Raw genomic sequence first — 16,865 nt, 5'->3', positions numbered from 1 at the left:
ACTATTGTTATGAGGTTTCCTCCGCGCGATGAAGCGTCCCTCATTCCTGCAGCAAGGGAAGGTGACATGACCGATTTGAGTGAGCCCGAGCAGGCGCTGCTTGCGCTGATCCGGGAGAACCCGTTTGCCGGTCAGCAGCAGATGGCTGACCAACTCGGCCTGTCGCGTTCCGCCGTGGCGGCCCATGTGGTGCGGCTTACCGAGAAGGGCCATATTCTCGGGCGTGGTTATCTGCTGCCGCAAGAGGGGCGGGTGGCGGTTGTCGGGGGGGCGGTGATCGACCGCAAATATATCGCCCGAGCGCCGCTGATCGCCGGCACCTCCAATCCGGTCGAGGGCATGCGCAGCTTTGGCGGCGTTGCGCGCAATGTCTCCGAAAACCTGGCCGCGCTCGGTGCCGGCGTCAGCTTTGTCTCCGCCGTCGGCGCGGATGAAAGCGGGCGCGATCTCGCCCGCCATCTCGGCGCCCGCGGCATCGATGTCGCCAATCTCTTTCAGTTGCCCGACGAGCGGACGGCGGAATATGCGGCCATTCTGGAGCCCGGCGGCGACCTTGCCTATGGCATTGCCGACATGGCGATCTTCGACCGCATGACGCCGGAGCTTCTCGCCAACGCCGCGCCGTCTCTGGCTGCCGCAAGGCTCGTCTTTGTCGATTGCAATCTGCCGGCCGCCACCCTTGCCGCGCTGATCGAGCAGAGGCGCGCGGGACGGTTCGAGCTGGCGATCGATGCGGTGTCGACGCCGAAGGTGAAGAAGCTGCCTGGCGATCTTTCCGGCGTCGACCTGCTGTTTCTGAATCTGGATGAGGCTTCCGCCTATCTCGAATCGTCTTTCTCAATAAATATCAATAGCATGGAGAAGGCCGCGAAGGCATTGATCGAAGCGGGTGCCTCCGCGGTCATCCTGACGTCCGGCGCGCTCGGCGCCGTGGTGGCCAATGGCGGCGGCGCGAGCCACGTGCCGGTGGTGGCCGCGCGGCCCGTCGACATGACCGGCGCCGGGGATGCGATGATTGCCGGAACCCTGCACCATTACCTGCACAGCGGCGCGCTTCACGAGGCCGTGCGGCGCGGCGCGCTGATTGCCGCGCTGACAACCGAAAGCGCAGCGAGCGTCCATCCGCAAATGTCCCCACACTTTGTCGAGGCCAATCTTCACCGCCTCGCACCAATCGAAGGAGAAGCACGTGTCTGACATCGAAATCATTCTCGGCACGGAAGTCAGGGAAGCGCTGGCACAGGGCAAACCCGTCGTGGCGCTGGAATCGACCATCATCACCCATGGCATGCCCTATCCCGCCAACCTTGAGACCGCGCTCGGCGTCGAGGCCGTGGTGCGCGAAAACGGCGCGGTGCCGGCCACCATCGCCGTGATCGACGGCAGGCTGCATGCCGGCCTCGACCGCGACGTCATCGAGCGGCTCGCGAAGGTCGAGGACGGCGTGGTCAAGGCGTCCGGCCGCGATCTCGCGGTTGCGATCGTCAAGCGCCAGACGGCGGGCACCACGGTTTCCGCGACCATGAAGATCGCCGAACTGGCGGGCATCCCGATCTTTGCCACCGGCGGCGTCGGCGGCGTGCATCGCGGCGCGGAACAGACCTTCGACATTTCGGCCGATCTGACCGAGCTCGGCCGCACGCCGGTGACGGTGATCTGCGCCGGCGTGAAATCGATCCTCGATATTGCGAAGACGCTCGAATATCTCGAAACCCAGCGCGTGCCGGTGATCGCCTATCGCAGCGATGACTTTCCCGCCTTCTTCACCCGCTCCAGCGGCTTCAAGGCCGACCATCGGCTGGACAGCGCCGAGGAAATCGCCGCCGCCATGATCGCCCATGACGGGCTTTCCACCGGAACCGGCATGCTGATCGCCAATCCGGTGCCCGAGGCCGATGCGCTGACGCCGGAATTCATCGACGGCACCATCGACGATGCGGTGCGCGAAGCCGAGGAACGCGGTATTGCCCGCAAGGAGCTGACGCCCTTCTTGCTAGCGCGGATCAACGAATTGTCGGAAGGGTGCAGCCTGAAGGCCAACATCGCGCTGGTGAAGAACAATGCCGCGCTCGCCGCGCGGATCGCGGCGGCAAGGGTTGCAGCACGCGCCTGAAGGCGGATTGCGTTTCGCGCGCGCCTCGTTACTCTCCGGTGCAAAATCGCCGAACCCGAGGAGACCGTGATGACCGAGAGCTTTCCCGCGCTGCTGATCCGCGACAAGGACCATCCCGCCGCCGTGTCGGCGGAACTGACCCGCGACGACCTGCCCGATCTGCCGGTGCTGGTGCGGGTCGACTATTCCAGCCTGAACTACAAGGACGGGCTTTCGGTCACGGGCAAGGGGCGGATCGCGCGGCGGTTTCCGATGGTGCCGGGGATCGATATCGCCGGCACGGTCGTCGAATCGGCAAGCGATTCGTTTCAGCCCGGCGACCGCGTGATCGCCACCGGCTCCGGCCTGTCCGAGACCGAGTGGGGCGCTTTCTCGGTCTATCAGCGGCTGAAGCCGGAATGGCTGATGAAACAGCCGGAAGGCTTCGACCAGCGCCAGGCGATGGCGATCGGCACGGCGGGCGTCACGGCGGCGCTCTGCGTCAACCAGCTTCTCGCCTGGGGCAATCTGTCTCAGGATGGCGGCAGCGTGCTGGTCACGGGGGCGGCGGGCGGCGTCGGCTCCTATGCCGTGGCGCTGCTTGCCGCACTCGGCTTTCACGTGACCGCCTCCACTGGCAGGGCGGAAACCCATGATTATCTGCGCCGGCTCGGCGCGAGGGATTTCATCGACCGCAAGACGCTTTCGGAAGCCGGCAGGCCGTTGCAGGAGGAGCACTGGATCGGCGCCGTCGACAGCGTCGGCTCTACCACGCTCGCCAATGTTCTGGCGCAGACGGTGCGCGACGGCGCGGTGGCCGCCTGCGGCCTTGCCGGCGGGCCCGATCTTCCCGCAACCGTGCTGCCGCATATCCTGCGCGCGGTCACGCTGATCGGCGTCGATTCCGTATTCGCGCCGCCACAGCGCCGCGAGGCCGCATGGCGGCTGTTGCAGAACAACCTGACGCCGGAACATATCGACCTCGTCACCGCCGGCGAAATCGACCTTCAGGGCCTGCCGCAGGCCGCCGAAGACATTCTGGCCGGCAAGGTGCGCGGACGGCTGATCGTGAAGGTGGCGTAGGCCATTTCGGCTTGTTGGCAGCCCCGGTGCTCAATCGCGCAGTTTCGAGGTTCTTAAAGGACCTGAAAAGGCCGAGAATACAGGCCTGAGCTAAGGAGAGCATGTGTGAAGATAGCCGCCGCCCAAACTGCCGTTTCAAAAGACATATCAACGAACGCCGCACTTATTCGACAGGTGATTTCGGATGCCGCCGCAGAAGGTGTCAAGCTCGTCAGCTTCTGCGAAGGCGCCTTGTCGGGATATTCGAAGGCGCAAATTGCCACTCCGGACGATTGGCGCTTCTTTGATTGGTTCGGTTACGAGAAAGAGTTGAGGAGCATTGCCGAACTCTGCGGAATGCTCGGTATTTTTGCGGTCGTTGGCGGTGCGCACAGGCTGTCGGCAATGGAACGCCCGCACAACAGCCTTTATGTGTTCTCGGATTCTGGCGACCTGTTGACAAGGTATGACAAGAGGTTCCTCTCGAACAGCGAGATCAACGGCTGGTACACGCCGGGGGCCGAACCGATAGTTTTTGAAGTCGATGGCTTCCGCTTCGGCTGCGCGATCTGCATTGAGTCTCAATTCCCCGAAGTTTTCATGGAGTACGAACGGTTGGGAGCCGATGCAGTACTGTTCTCATCATATGGAATTCCCGAGCATTTTCAGATTGCGCTCAGAGCGCATGCAGGCCTGAATTGCCTATGGATCAGCGCGTCGACGCCCGCTCAGAAAGCACACAAGGGACCTGCCGGGATTGTAGGGCCAGATGGAAAATGGGCCGCCCTTTGTGATGTATCCAACGACACAAGCTTCGTAACTTCCATTCTCGATCGACTTGATCCTGGATACGATGTCCCGCTTCAGAAGGCTCGTCCGTGGCAAGCGAAGGCGCGCTCGGGCGAAATTTACAGAGAGAAGATGACGACGGATAGCAGAAGCCGGGATAGAAAAGGATATTGATGATCGCAACCATACGGCTTCACGCATCCGACCTCTCAACTCGACACTGCATTAATGGCTCGGTCACGGGCCAGCAATGTTCAGAACGATATGAATAGAGCGCTATTTTTTCTCCGGCCGAGCGAGGGAATTGCCGCCTGTGTCCTGCTTATTGGACGGAAGTTGAATACGCCAGACGCCTACTACCGATACTGTCAGCGGCCCGTCGAGGTTTAGGCCACTCATCGCCGCCTCCGCGCCTCCAACCACCGCGTTCCCTGTAACGCAAGCAGGATCACCGCAACGCCTATGAAAATGCGTGGCGAGGGGACCTCGGCGAAGAAGAAGAAGCCGGCGGTGGCGGAGAAGAACACCGAGAGATAGCCGAAGGGGGCGAGCATGCTCGCGTCGCTCTTCTGATAGGCCTTCAGCCAGCAATATTGCCCGGCCTGCGCCAATAGCCCGATCAGCGCCAGCACCGGCCAGTGGGCGAGCGGTACGGGTTGCCACAGCATGAGGGCGGGGATGCCGGTCAGGAGCGCGAGACCGACGGTGTAGAACACCATCATCACGATCGTGCTTTCATCCTTCAGCCGCCGGGTCTGGATCGTCGCCATCGCGCCGAACACGATGCTGGCGAGCACCACCAGCAGGCCGGGATGAAACGCCATTTCGCCGGGCGCGACGATGATCAGCGCGCCGCCGAAGGCGAGGCCCGCGCCGAGCCAGCGGAGCCGGCTGATCCTTTCGCCAAGCAGAAGCGCCGCAAGTCCCATGGTCACCAGCGGCCGGGTGAAGCCGAGCGCGTTCACCAAGACGAGCGGCAGCATCGCGAAGGCGAGGAAGTTCGAGGTCAGCGCGATCGCGTTGCAGGTGACGCGAAAGGCATTGCGCAGCGGATAGCGGATGTTCATCAGCGCCGCGCGATTGCGAACGAGCATCGGCAGGATGAAGACGAGGCCGATCAGGGCGCGGATGAAGACGAGCTGGATCGCCGGATAGGCGACGCTGTTGGCCTTCACCAGAACGCTCATGAAGGTCACCAGCGTCATGTCGGCCAAGAGCCAGGCGACGCCCTGGCCCGCCGCGTTCTTATCCTCGGTCGGCGGTGCCGCTGGCTCGGCGCTCACGGGATCATGCCGGCTGAACGAGGTTCGCCATCAGCCGGAAGGCGCCGGGGGTGAGGCGGTCCATCTGGTGGTGGAGCACGAGGCTCGTATGGGTGTGCCGGCCCTTGCCGATCGCGGCGGAGACGAGCGCGCCGGTGAGCGGCTTCTCGTCAGCATCATGCATGGCGAGCAGCGGTTCGTAGGCATCGTCCCATCCGGAAGCGAAATAGAGCCCGCGTTCCTTGTGCCAGCCGGCCCAGTCTTCCGGTCCGATCACGTTCGGACCGGCGAGAAGCGTGTGACCGGGCGACAGCACCTCGACCTCGGCCGCCGGATTGGTGACGCGCCAGCGCAGCGAGGGCGAGCCGATCTTCAGATAGCGCGGCGGGGTCGTCTCCGGGCTCCAGCCGTCGGAAGGACGATGGTAGAGGGTGACGAGGTGGCCGCCGTCTTCCACGAAGCGATGAAGCTTCTTCGTGGCCGCCGCAAGGTCCGGCCGCGTGCCGAAGGCGAAGATGCCGATCACGATCGTGGTGAAGGCCGAAAGATCGCCCGATATCGCGTTGGCGTCGAGTTCGGTAACGTCGAGCCCCATGCGTTGCAGCCAGACGCCGACATTGTCCGCGCCGCCGCCGACATAGCCGATCGTCGCGCCCTCGGGCAGCGTCAGGTCAAGCGTGAGAACGTTCAGCACCTCCGGTCGGACGAAGCGGTTGCGGCCTATATGGGGATAGCTAAAGCTCGTGATGTTGGCCGCCGGCTTGCCCTCGATTTCCGGCGTCATGACCGTGAGGCCGGAGGAGGGACTGGAAGGTGTTTTAATCTTGAAGCTTTCGCCTTCGCCGGTGACCTCGAAACCGTTAACGCTCTTGAAGTGAAGGGGCAGGTCAGCGTCAGCGGTAAATGAGATTTCCGACGGAAGCTTTTGAAGTGGAAGAATAAATGCGGATGGCTTCAGCGTGACGGAATGGGCCGGCGCAAGCGGAAGGGCGGTTTCGAGGTCGACGCTGCGCGTCACTTCGCGTCCGGCGATGCCGGCCGAAAGCGTCACCGAAACCGGTCCGTTGCCGCCAAGCGAGGACCAGAGCGGCGGGTACTGGTTGGAAAGCTGCGCGTCGGCATCGGCGGCAAGCGTGAAGCGGTGGATGCCATCGACCACGGCTGCGTCGGCGACGCGGACGCCCTCCGGCAGGCTCGGCGTCACGGTGGCGTCGGCGCCTTCGGCGAGCACCACGGTCAGCGTCGCGGTTCCGCCGGGCGTCAGGTAGTCGGCCTCGCCATAGGCGCGCTCGAAGATGCGGGCGCTTTCGAACAGCGCCGCGTCGATCTCGGCGCGCTTGCGGGCGAGACGGTGGCCATGAAGCGCACGGAAAGCGTCATCGCCGGCGGCTTCCGCTGCCTCGATCCGAACCGCCGCCTCGGTGAGGCAATGCTGCACGGCATCGGCATTCGGGAAAGCGGCCAGTGCCGCGGCTATCACCTCATCGACGGCGGCCAGCGCCGCGCCGAGCGCGCCTTCGGGGGCGAGATCCTTGAGCGTGGACGGCAGGCCGTCGAGGATCGTGGCTTCCGGCATGCCGGCATTGTCGCCGCACAGCAGATGGAGTTGCCAGACATGATCCGGGCGCTCCGGCCACCAGCCCATGCCCTGCGAGGCGTGGTAATAGCGCGACCACTCGCCGATGCGGTCGTAGTCGGCGCCGGTCACGGGATCCTGTTCGCGGACGTCAATGGTAAGCGTTGCGGGAGGCGGGGGCAGGTCGTCATCATAGGTGCCGCCGCCGCCGGACCATGCGGGGAGGTAGTATTTTGCCACTTTCCATGGCGTCAGGCCCTCGGCGAAATGCTCGGGAAAGGCGGTCTCGTCGGCCGCAAGCCGGATCGCGGTCTCGGCGGCGCGCGTCATGGCGCGGTGGTGGCCGTGCTGGCCCGGCACATCGAGGAAGGTCGGGATGACGATATCGGGCCGCTCGGTGCGGTAGGCGCGCACCAGCCGCTCAACGATCCGGTCCTCGCCCCAGCGGGCGAAGGTGGCGTCGCCATCCTTGGAGAAGCCGAAGTCGTGAACCGGGTCATCCGGCCCGTGGCCGAGCCAGTGGATATCGGCGTCGAGCACGCGGGCGGCCTCTTCCAGTTCGCGGGTTCTGAGCACGCCGAGCGCGCCGAGCCGCTCGGGCCCGAGCACGTTCTGCCCGCCTTCGCCGCGCGTGGAACAGGCGATGATCACGCGCATGCCGAGGCCGAGGCTGAACCAGGCGAGCATGCCGGACTGTTCGTCATCGGGATGCGCGCCGGTGTTCATCATCGTCACCGGCGAGGTCAGCTGCGTCAGCGCCCGATAGAGCCGCACATGGGCGGAGGACGACTTTTCCTGTTCGATGCGTTGGCGCGGCGTGAGCATGCTGTTCCCCGTGATTTTTTCAGGCCACCTGTTGATCAGATGGCGATGTTTCGAGTTTCGGTGTCAGGATTTCGAAGAGCGGCAGGGCGGCGGCGCCGAGTGCGGCCGTATACTGGCCGGTCTGGCCGCGCATCACCCGCGGCTGGGTACGCCCGGCGCGGGCGGCGACGGAGGGCGGAAGCGGCGGCAGTCGGGCGATCACCGCATCCATGAGGCTGTCGGAAAACGCCCCGCTGAAGATGATGGTTTCCGGATCGAAGATGTTTTCGAGCAGCCCGATGACGGTGGAGAGGTGGGCGGCCGCTTCGTCGATCCACGCCTGGACCACCTGGTCTCCGGATTGAAAAAGTCTTTCGATTTCAGATATCTGCGGGCGTTCCCTTCCGCTCTGGTCGAATTTTTCGTGGAGCGCATGGAGCGAGGCGTAGCGCTCCAGGCAGCCGCGCTGGCCGCAGGGGCAGAGCCGCCCGGACGGCACCACCGGCACATGGCCGATCTCGCCGGCATTGCCGAAGGCGCCGCGATAGGGCGCGCCATCCTGGATCATGCCGAGGCCAATGCCGGTGCCGAAATAGAGCATGCAGAAATGCGAGATCGCATGGCCCGCGCCGAACAACCGTTCGGCAACGGCGGCGGCGGCCGCATCGTTTTCCAGCGCCACGTCCATGCCGCAGGCTTCGCTCAGCGCCGCCTTCACGTCGATGCCGCTCCAGCCGGGAAGCGTGGTCGGACCGACGAAGCTCATGCCCTCGATGCCGAACGGGCCGGGCATCACCACGCCGACGCCGAGCAGCGGCGAATCGAACGATTTTCGTGCCCGCTCGACCTCGAGGGCGAACACCGGCAGGCAGCGTTCCGGCGTCGTGTCGGCGAGCGGAACCATCCGCTTGTAGCGGAGCACGCCGGTGAGATCGAGCACGGTGACCACCATCTGGTCGGTGGCGATCTCGACGCCGATCGTGGCAGCGCCTTCGGGATTGACGGCGAACTGGATCGGCGGCTGGCCGCGGCCGGAACGACGCCGGCCGGTGCTGATCAGCAGGCCGGAGCCGACGAGATCGTCGACGATATTGGCGACGGCCTGGGCGGTGAGCTGGGTCTGACGCGCGATCTCCATGCGGCCAAGCATGCCGTGCTGGCGCACCAGATCGAGCACGACCCGGCGATTGTGCTCCCTGTTGCGTTCCGGATTGTTGCCGATGGCGAACTGCCCGCGCGTCTTCTCGTTCATTTCATTCCGCTTTCTGATGTCGTCAGTCTGATCCGCGCTGTTTCTAACGTCAATATATTAATTCAATTAGATTATGTTATTGACAAAACCCGGATGTCACGCGACCGTATCGTGGAGGCGTCGGGCAACGACGCCCCGGAGGCCGCGCAAGCGGGCGTCCGCAACAATGAACAACGGCCGCCGCCGAGAGGGATGACGGCTTTTCGGGAACAAGAGCCCTGAGGTCCGTGGCGGCCTTACTGGGAAGTGGAGAGAATTATGCGCAAGGCACTTATGCTCGCCGGGCTGATGTCCGGTATCAGCCTGTTTTCGGTCGGCTCGGCCAATGCGGTCGAGATCGAATACTGGCAGTATATCTACGAGACCCGCGTCAACGCGATGGATCAGCTGATCGAGAAGTTCGAGGAAGCCAATCCGGATATCACCGTCAAGCAGGTGACCTTCCCCTACGCCGATTACCAGACCCGCATCGTTGCCGCCAACATGGCCGGCAAGGGGCCGGACGTGATGCAGCTTTTCTATGGCTGGCTCGACAAGTTCGTGGCGGGCAATCTGCTGCAGCCGCTGTCCGAGGACGCATTCCCGCAGGACAAGATCGAGAGCGAGTTCTTCCCGATCGTGACCGCGATGAAGCGCGACGGCGAATATTACGGCCTGCCGACGGCGGTGCGCTCGCTGGCGCTGTTCTACAACAAGAAGCTGTTCGAGGAGAACGGCCTCGACCCCGACAGCCCGCCGCAGACGCTCGACGACATGGTCGCGGCTGCCAAGGCGATCGCCAAGCATGACGATGCCGGCAACATCACCGTTGAAGGTATGACGCTCGACATGGCGGGCCAGGATCACCAGTGGTGGCGCGAAGTGCTGGTGCGCCAGTATGGCGGCGTTCCCTATACCGACGACTATCGCAAGGTCACCTATGACAGCCCGGAAGGCACCGAGGCCCTGCAGTTCTATACCGACCTGCAGCTCAAGGAGAAGGTCGGCCAGGCGGGCTTCATGGACGAGGCCCAGGCAGCCTTCAAGGGCGGTCGCGCCGGCATGACCATCGATGGCACGTTCCGTCTCGGCTCGTTCGGCCAGATCGAGGATTTCGAATGGGGCGTAACCGAACTGCCGGCCAATGCCGACGGCATGCGCTCCAACTATTCGAGCTATTTCGCCAATGGCATCGGCGCCAAGGTGAAGGGCGAGGAACTGGAAGCCTCGGAGAAATTCCTGGCCTATCTGACTTCGCCGGAAGCCATGGAAGTCTGGCTTGACGTCGTTGGCGAACTGCCGGCGCGGCGCGAGGTGGCGTTGACGGAAAAGAACGTCTCGAACCCGATTTACGGCCCGTTCCTCAAGGGGCTGGATTATGCCCACACCACGCTGTTCGTGGATGAATCGGCCCAGCGTCAGGTCGCCATCGACATGGCCAACCGCGTGCTCCTCAATGGCCAGTCGCCCGCCGACAGCATCAAGGAAGCCGCCGCGCAGGAACAGAAGATCATCGACGAAGCGATGTGAGGCGGCAAATGCCCGTTCAGTCTGAAACAGGGGCGGCCACGAGCCGCCCCCATGACGGCCCCCATGAGCGCCCCGAAGGCGGCGGCTTTTCCGACCGTTTTTCAATGCACACCAAGCGGCTCATCTGGGTCTGGACCTTTCTGGCGCTGCCGGTGCTGTTTTACAGCGTCATCCGCTTCTATCCGACCCTCGACGCCTTCCGGCTGTCGCTGACGGACTGGAACCTGATGAAGCCGCCGAAATTCATCGGTCTGGAAAATTACCGGAAGATGTTCGCCGATCCGGCGTTCTGGCAGGTGTTCAAGAACACCTTCGCCTATCTGATCTTCGGCACGCCGATCTCGCTGGTGCTATCTTTCACCATTGCTTTCTTCCTCGACCGGGTGCGCTTCGGCCACGGTTTCATCCGTGCGCTCTATTTCCTGCCGTTCCTGACGACGGCGGCGGCGATGGCCTGGGTCTGGCGCTGGTTCTATCAGCCCGCTCCCATCGGCGTCATCAACGACCTGCTGGCGCAATTCGGGCTGCAGCAACAGCCCTTCCTGCGCTCCACCACGCAGGCGCTGCCATCGATCATGGTGACGGCGATCTGGGCTGGCCTCGGCTTCCAGGTCATCATATTCATGGCGGGGCTGCGCGCCATTCCCACGACCTTCTATGAAGCCGCGCGGATCGACGGTCTCGGCGAATGGGCGATCCTGCGCAGGATCACGCTGCCGCTCTTGAAGCCCACCACCGTGTTCCTTGTCGTCCTGTCCTCGATCGGGTTTCTCAGGATCTTCGATCAGGTCTACAACATGACCACGAACGATCCCGGCGGCCCGCTCGGCTCCACCAAGCCGCTGGTGCTGATGATCTACCAGTCGGCCTTCTCATCCTACCAGATGGGCTATGCCGCCGCGCAGACCGTGGTTCTCTTTCTCATCCTGCTGGTCATCTCGCTCCTGCAGCTCTGGATATTGAGGGACAAGAAATGACCGATATTGCCGGCGAAAACGCGGTGTCCCGCTACCGTCCGAAGGTGCGCCCCGGCTATGTGCTGATGTGGACGCTGCTCCTGATCGGCGGCATCGTGATGATCACGCCGATCCTGTTCATGTTCGCGACCTCGCTGAAGCCGTCGAGCCAGGTCTACGACCTCCGGCTGATCCCGCAGGACCCGACGCTGGCGAACTACATCGAGGTGCTGACCTCTTCCGGCTTCGCCCGCTGGTTCTTCAACTCGCTGCTGATCGCCACCATCGTCACCTGCTCGAACGTGTTTTTCGACAGCCTCGTCGGCTACACGCTGGCAAAGTTCCGGTTCCGCGGCCGCCGCTTCATCTTCCTGGCGATCCTCTCGACCCTGATGATCCCGACGGAAATGCTGGTGATCCCGTGGTATCTGATGTCGGCCAATTTCGGCTGGCTGGACAGCTATTGGGGCATCATGTTTCCGGGCATGATGACCGGGTTCGGCACCTTCCTGATGCGCCAGTTCTTCGAAGGCGTGCCGGACGATTTCATGGAAGCCGCCCGGATCGACGGCATGAACGAGTTCGTCATCTGGTGGAAGATCGCCATGCCTCTGGTGGCGCCCGCGCTTTCGGCGCTCGCGATCTTCACTTTCCTCGGCAACTGGACAGCATTCTTCTGGCCGCTGATCGTCACAACATCGAGCGAGCTCTACACGCTGCCGGTCGGCCTCTCCTCCTTCGCCGTCGAGGCCCAGATCGAGTGGGAGATGATCATGACCGGCGCCGCTCTTGCCACCATACCAACGCTCGTCGTGTTCCTGATCTTCCAGCGCTATATCGTGCGCGGGGTCATGCTCGCCGGCGTCAAGGGATAAGCCAATGAAACACACCAATCCCGCTGCAGGCGATACCAGCCGCTTTCCTGATCCGGTTTACAAGGAAACCGTGCTCAAGCCATTGTTCGACGGCGCTAAAACCCATTTTGTCGATGGCTTTCGCGCCATCGACCGCGCCCATCTGGTGATGCTTGCCGAAACCGGCATTCTTACCGCCGAACAGGCATCGAAGATCGCCGATGCGCTCGTCGCCATCGATGCCGAGGTCGATCCAGCTACGCTCGAATATACCGGCGAGGTCGAGGACTTCTTCTTTCTGATCGAGAAGGAATTGAAGGCCCGTCTTGGCCCCGATCTCGGCGGGCGCCTCCACACCGCCCGTTCGCGCAACGACATCGACCACACGCTGTTCAAGCTCGGCCTCCGGCACTATATCGATGCCGCGCTCGGCAAGGCGCTCGGCCTGCTCTCGGCGATGATCGATACAGCGAAGCGCGAGAAGGCGACGCTGATCGTCGCCTATACCCACGGCCAGCCGGCCCAGCCGACCACGTTCGGTCATTATCTGGGCGCTGCGATCGAGGTGCTTGCCCGCGACATCGAACGCCTGTTCGAAGCCCGCAGGACCGTTGACTTGTCGCCCATGGGCGCTGCCGCGATCACCACCTCGGGCTTCCCGATCGACCGGCATCAGATGGCGGAGCTTCTGGGCTTCGAAGCGCCGCTCCAGAATTCCTACAGCTGCATCGCTGCCGTCGACTATATCACCGGCACCTATTCGGCGCTCGAACTGATGTTCCTCCATCTCGGCCGGCTGATCCAGGATTTCCAGTTCTGGACCAGTTTCGAGGTCGGCCAGCTTTATGTGCCGAATGCGCTGGTGCAGATTTCCTCGATCATGCCGCAGAAGCGCAACCCGGTGCCGATCGAGCATATGCGCCATCTCGCAAGCCAGACCGTCGGCCGCGCCCAGACCGTGCTGACGGTGATGCACAACACCCCGTTCACCGACATGAACGACAGCGAAGGCGAGACCCAGGCGATGGGCTATCAGGCCTTCGAGACCGGTTTTCGCGTTCTCGACCTGATGGCGAGCCTGATCTCGGCCGTGAAGGTCAATGGCGAGCGGGTCGCGGCCAATCTCGACCGTTCCTGCATCACCATCACCGAGCTTGCGGATTCGCTGGTGCGGCGTGAGCAGCTCTCTTTCCGCCAGGCGCACGAGATCGCCGCCGATGTCGCCCGTGCCGTCGTTGCCGCCTCCGGCGCGCTTGCAAGCGATGGCTATGGGCCCTTCCGCAAGGCATTCAGCGCCCATGCCGGTCGCGAGACCGCGCTGGATGAGGCCGCCTTCCGCGAGATCGTCTCGCCCGAATATTTTGTCAGCGTGCGCGCCCGTTACGGCGGCCCGGCGGAGGAGCCGCTCGGCAACGCCATTGCCGGCTACCGCCATACGCTCGGGAACTATCAGCAACAGGCCGATGAGCAGGCCGCCCGCCTGGCGGCGGCAAGCGCGGAGCTCGCTGCCCGCTTCGAACGGTTGAGGGGAAAAGCATAATGGCTTCAATCGCACTGCAAAAACTGGTGAAGCGCTACGACAAGGTCGAAGCGGTTCACGGCATCGATCTCGAGATCGCCGATGGCGAGTTCGTGGTGTTCGTCGGCCCGTCCGGCTGCGGCAAATCGACGACCCTCCGCATGATCGCGGGGCTCGAGGAAATCTCCGGCGGCACGCTCCGGATCGGCGGCGACGTGGTCAACGAGCGCGCGCCAAAAGCCCGCAACATCGCGATGGTGTTCCAGAACTACGCCATCTATCCGCATCTCACCGTGCGCCAGAACATCGGCTTCGGCCTCTATACCGCCAGGCTTTCCAAAGAGGAGAAGAACGCCCGGATCGATGAAACGGCCCGCATTCTCGGCCTCACCGATTATCTCGATCGCCGCCCGGCGGCGCTTTCCGGCGGTCAGCGCCAGCGGGTCGCGATCGGCCGGGCGATGGTGCGCAATCCCTCAGCCTTCCTGTTCGACGAGCCGCTCTCCAACCTCGATGCCCAGCTCCGCGCCCAGATGCGCATCGAGATCAAGAAGCTGCATCAGGAACTGAAGACCACCACCGTCTACGTCACCCACGACCAGATCGAGGCCATGACCATGGCCGACCGGATCGTGGTGATGAAGGACGGCAATATCCTGCAGACCGGCACGCCCGTGGAGCTTTACGAGCACCCCGCCGATGTCTTCACCGCCCGCTTCATCGGCTCGCCTTCGATGAACATGCTGAAGGCGGGCAATCTCGGCGCGCCCGGTCAGGCCATCGCCGCAGGCCGCGACGTGCTTGTCGGCATCCGCCCGCATGATCTCGTCGCCGTCGTTGATGGCGAAGCGCCGCTCGACGCGATCCTGACGCTGGAAGGCAAGGTCGAGGCGGTCGAGCCGCTCGGGCCGGAAACCATGGTGCATCTCGTGGTCGGCGGCGAGAGCGTGATCGCCACCTCGCCGGGCACGGTATCGCCGAAGGTCGGCGCGGCGGTCACATGCGCGGTCATGCCGGGAAAACTCTATCTGTTCGATGCCAAGACCGAAAAGAGCCTGGGCCGCAGATGACATCCGGACATGATGAAAGGTCGGCCGTCCTCTGCGTCGGCCGGATTTACTGCGACCTGATCTTCACCGGGCTTTCGCGCATGCCGGTGCTGGGGCGCGAGGTGTTTGCCGACGATCTGGCGATTGCCGCCGGCGGCGGGGCCTTCATCTCGGCCGCGCATTTCGTTGATGTCGGCCGCCATGCAGCCCTCGTCGGACGCCTCGGCCGCGACGCGATGTCGATGGCGATCGATCCCCAGCTTCGCGACAGCGGCATCGACCTTTCCTTTGTGGAACGCGCCGATGATGCCGGGCCGCAACTTACCGTCGCCTCGGTGATCGGTTCGGAACGCGCCTTCCTGACGCGAAGGGCAGGGGCGGCGGAGCCATCCACGCTTGATGCGGCTCTTGCGTGGCCGCGCGCCCGCCATCTGCACATTGCCGAATATGCGACGCTTGCGGAAATGCCGGATCTCGTCACCCGCGCCAAAGGCGCCGGGCTATCGGTCTCGCTCGATCCGAGCTGGGATGACGCGCTGATCGGCGATCCGTCATTGTTGGAAAATTGCCGGGGCGTGGACGTTTTTCTGCCGAACCTCGAGGAGGCCCGCGCGATCACCGGCGAGCGCGACCCGACCGCCATGCTGGACGTTCTGAAGGCGCGTTTCCACTGCGTCGGCATCAAGGCCGGGGAAGGGGGCGGCTATGCCGCTTCCGCCGATCGCGTCCTGCATCACCCGGCGGAAGCCGTCCCGGTCGTCGACACCACCGGCGCGGGCGATGCCTTCAATGCCGGCTTCGTCGACGGCTGGCTTTCCGGGGCGGATCTGCCCACAGCCCTAGCCGCCGCGATCAGCGCCGGCAGCCGCGCCGTCCAGGTCGCCGGTGGCGCCGTGCGGCGAAAGGTCTGAGCCCCTTGACCGCCCTAATTCCGCGCCCCGGAGACGGCGTCTGCTTTTTTCAGCGGAAAACCGACGAGCGTCTTGATCGACGTGCGAAAAACGCCTATCAGGGCCGGACCGGAGAGGTGGCCGAGTGGTCGAAGGCGCTCCCCTGCTAAGGGAGTATACCAGAGATGGTATCGAGGGTTCGAATCCCTTCCTCTCCGCCATCTATGTTTGGCGTAGATTTTGATTATTGTTACATTACAATAATTTATTACGCGGCGGAGAATGCCGAGCGTGAACGATCCGAACGAAAGCCTTCCGGAACAACTCGAGCGCGCGCGCGTGGCCTGGTTCTACTTTGTCGGCGGATTGACGCAGCAGGAAATCGCGGCCCGGATGAACATGACCCGGCTCAGGGTGAACAAGATCATCGGCCAGGTGCGCGAGGACGGCGCGGTCCAGATCGACGTCATGCTGCCGCTCAGCGGCTGCATTGCGCTCGCCGAGGCGGTTGCCGAGCGCTACGGCCTTGCCGAAGCCACCGTGGTTCCTGACGTTCCGGATTTTCTTGAACAGAAACGGGTGATCGGCGAGGCGGCCGGCGCGATGGCCAGCGGCCTGATCGAACGGCGCGATCTCGGCATCGGCATCGCGACGGGCCGCACGCTGAGTTTCGCCGTGCGCCGCCTCAACGCGCGCCCGCATGCCAATAGCTGGGTCGTTGGCCTGACCGGGGGCGCCACGCGCTCCTCCGGCACCAACACGTTCGAGGTGGCGACGAGCCTTGCCCGCAAGCTGGGCGTCGAATGCCATTACCTGACCGCCCCGCTCTATTGCGCCTCGCCCGAAAGCCGCGAAGCGCTGCTCCTGATTGACGAGTTGACGGACGTACTGGCGCGCACCGAGATCGCCGATCTCGGCATCGCGTCCTGCGGCTGGCTCGCCGAGGACACGACGCTGACGCAGATCAGGGTGGTGAAGGACAATCTGGACGAGATCCTGAAACGCGGCGCGGTTGGCGAATTTCTGGGCTGTTTCCTTGATTCCCAGGGTCAGCCGGTCGATCATTTCCTGAATGATTCGATCATGGCGCTCAGCCCCGAGAAGATGAAGCTCAAGCCGATGTCCATGCTGGTGTCCGGCGGCATCGAGAAGGTGCAGATCATCCGGGCGATCCTGCGCGGCGGCTACGTCAATCGGCTTGCCACGAACGAGGCCGTGGCCCGTGCGCTGATGGCCGGGCCACGGTAGATT

The 16,865-nt window shown here is 63.7% G+C and carries 14 protein-coding genes and 1 tRNA gene; 12 read left to right on the top strand and 3 right to left on the bottom strand.

The annotated features are described in order from the left end of the window. The first annotated feature begins 66 nt into the window (after positions 1-66). The 4 genes from Mame_RS16585 to Mame_RS16570 all read left to right on the top strand — a co-directional run bounded on the left by Mame_RS16585 (position 67) and on the right by Mame_RS16570 (position 4,117). Entirely contained in the window at positions 67-1,197 is a 1,131-nt protein-coding gene (locus Mame_RS16585) for a carbohydrate kinase (RefSeq protein ID WP_018064295.1), read from the top strand. After that, complete coding sequence (locus Mame_RS16580) at positions 1,190-2,113, top strand: pseudouridine-5'-phosphate glycosidase (RefSeq protein WP_018064294.1); 924 nt, start codon at positions 1,190-1,192, stop codon at positions 2,111-2,113. The genes Mame_RS16585 and Mame_RS16580 overlap by 8 nt, the downstream gene beginning before the upstream one ends. Positions 2,114-2,182: 69 nt before the next feature. Next, positions 2,183-3,175 carry an MDR family oxidoreductase gene (locus Mame_RS16575; RefSeq protein ID WP_018064293.1) on the top strand — a complete coding sequence of 331 codons (993 nt, stop codon included), beginning with the start codon at positions 2,183-2,185 and terminating at the stop codon, positions 3,173-3,175. 105 nt (positions 3,176-3,280) lie between these two features. Next, positions 3,281-4,117 (top strand): carbon-nitrogen hydrolase family protein, encoded by an 837-nt coding sequence (locus Mame_RS16570; protein WP_018064292.1) that lies wholly within the window; start codon positions 3,281-3,283, stop codon positions 4,115-4,117. Positions 4,118-4,338: 221 nt separating this feature from the next. On the opposite strand, the gene Mame_RS16565 is transcribed toward Mame_RS16570, so the two are convergent. From Mame_RS16565 to Mame_RS16555, 3 genes are read right to left on the bottom strand one after another with little or no spacing between them, the layout of a single operon-like run. Next, positions 4,339-5,226, bottom strand: coding sequence for a DMT family transporter (locus Mame_RS16565; RefSeq protein WP_018064291.1), 888 nt, complete (start codon positions 5,224-5,226; stop codon positions 4,339-4,341). A gap of 4 nt (positions 5,227-5,230) precedes the next feature. Then, complete coding sequence (locus tag Mame_RS16560) at positions 5,231-7,606, bottom strand: PIG-L family deacetylase (RefSeq protein WP_018064290.1); 2,376 nt, start codon at positions 7,604-7,606, stop codon at positions 5,231-5,233. Positions 7,607-7,625: 19 nt separating this feature from the next. Further along, on the bottom strand, positions 7,626-8,837 hold the full coding sequence (locus tag Mame_RS16555; protein WP_018064289.1) for an ROK family transcriptional regulator: 1,212 nt from the start codon (positions 8,835-8,837) through the stop codon (positions 7,626-7,628). A gap of 258 nt (positions 8,838-9,095) precedes the next feature. Between Mame_RS16555 and Mame_RS16550 the strand changes: the two genes are divergently transcribed. The 8 genes from Mame_RS16550 (at position 9,096) to Mame_RS16515 (ending at position 16,862) form a co-directional block, all read left to right on the top strand. After that, the gene (locus tag Mame_RS16550; RefSeq protein WP_018064288.1) at positions 9,096-10,346 is read left to right on the top strand and encodes an extracellular solute-binding protein; all 1,251 of its coding nucleotides are present in this window, start codon (positions 9,096-9,098) and stop codon (positions 10,344-10,346) included. 8 nt (positions 10,347-10,354) lie between these two features. Next, the gene (locus tag Mame_RS16545; protein WP_018064287.1) at positions 10,355-11,323 is read left to right on the top strand and encodes a carbohydrate ABC transporter permease; all 969 of its coding nucleotides are present in this window, start codon (positions 10,355-10,357) and stop codon (positions 11,321-11,323) included. After that, entirely contained in the window at positions 11,320-12,177 is an 858-nt protein-coding gene (locus Mame_RS16540; RefSeq protein WP_018064286.1) for a carbohydrate ABC transporter permease, read from the top strand. Before Mame_RS16545 ends, Mame_RS16540 begins: the two co-directional genes overlap by 4 nt. Positions 12,178-12,181: 4 nt before the next feature. Next, complete coding sequence (argH, locus tag Mame_RS16535) at positions 12,182-13,696, top strand: argininosuccinate lyase (RefSeq protein WP_018064285.1); 1,515 nt, start codon at positions 12,182-12,184, stop codon at positions 13,694-13,696. After that, positions 13,696-14,745 (top strand): ABC transporter ATP-binding protein, encoded by a 1,050-nt coding sequence (locus tag Mame_RS16530; RefSeq protein ID WP_018064284.1) that lies wholly within the window; start codon positions 13,696-13,698, stop codon positions 14,743-14,745. The genes argH and Mame_RS16530 overlap by 1 nt, the downstream gene beginning before the upstream one ends. Beyond that, the gene (locus tag Mame_RS16525; protein WP_018064283.1) at positions 14,742-15,635 is read left to right on the top strand and encodes a carbohydrate kinase family protein; all 894 of its coding nucleotides are present in this window, start codon (positions 14,742-14,744) and stop codon (positions 15,633-15,635) included. Before Mame_RS16530 ends, Mame_RS16525 begins: the two co-directional genes overlap by 4 nt. 110 nt (positions 15,636-15,745) lie before the next feature. Next, a tRNA-Ser gene (locus tag Mame_RS16520) sits at positions 15,746-15,835 on the top strand. A gap of 70 nt (positions 15,836-15,905) precedes the next feature. After that, entirely contained in the window at positions 15,906-16,862 is a 957-nt protein-coding gene (locus tag Mame_RS16515) for a sugar-binding transcriptional regulator (RefSeq protein WP_018064282.1), read from the top strand. Positions 16,863-16,865: the final 3 nt, after the last annotated feature.

This window comes from Martelella mediterranea DSM 17316 (genome assembly GCF_002043005.1).
Taxonomy (GTDB): domain Bacteria; phylum Pseudomonadota; class Alphaproteobacteria; order Rhizobiales; family Rhizobiaceae; genus Martelella; species Martelella mediterranea.
Note: the sequence above shows the minus strand (reverse complement) of the source record. Positions and strands in the feature narration are given on the sequence as shown.

Bases quoted from the DNA above. Each gene is read 5' to 3' on its own strand.
- Mame_RS16585 (WP_018064295.1), top strand. From the start codon at position 67: ATGACCGATTTGAGTGAGCCCGAGCAGGCGCTGCTTGCGCTGATCCGG.
- Mame_RS16575 (WP_018064293.1), top strand. From the start codon at position 2,183: ATGACCGAGAGCTTTCCCGCGCTGCTGATCCGCGACAAGGACCATCCC.
- Mame_RS16560 (WP_018064290.1), bottom strand. From the start codon at position 7,606: ATGCTCACGCCGCGCCAACGCATCGAACAGGAAAAGTCGTCCTCCGCC.
- Mame_RS16555 (WP_018064289.1), bottom strand. From the start codon at position 8,837: ATGAACGAGAAGACGCGCGGGCAGTTCGCCATCGGCAACAATCCGGAA.
- Mame_RS16550 (WP_018064288.1), top strand. From the start codon at position 9,096: ATGCGCAAGGCACTTATGCTCGCCGGGCTGATGTCCGGTATCAGCCTG.
- Mame_RS16545 (WP_018064287.1), top strand. From the start codon at position 10,355: ATGCCCGTTCAGTCTGAAACAGGGGCGGCCACGAGCCGCCCCCATGAC.
- Mame_RS16540 (WP_018064286.1), top strand. From the start codon at position 11,320: ATGACCGATATTGCCGGCGAAAACGCGGTGTCCCGCTACCGTCCGAAG.
- argH (WP_018064285.1), top strand. From the start codon at position 12,182: ATGAAACACACCAATCCCGCTGCAGGCGATACCAGCCGCTTTCCTGAT.
- Mame_RS16530 (WP_018064284.1), top strand. From the start codon at position 13,696: ATGGCTTCAATCGCACTGCAAAAACTGGTGAAGCGCTACGACAAGGTC.
- Mame_RS16525 (WP_018064283.1), top strand. From the start codon at position 14,742: ATGACATCCGGACATGATGAAAGGTCGGCCGTCCTCTGCGTCGGCCGG.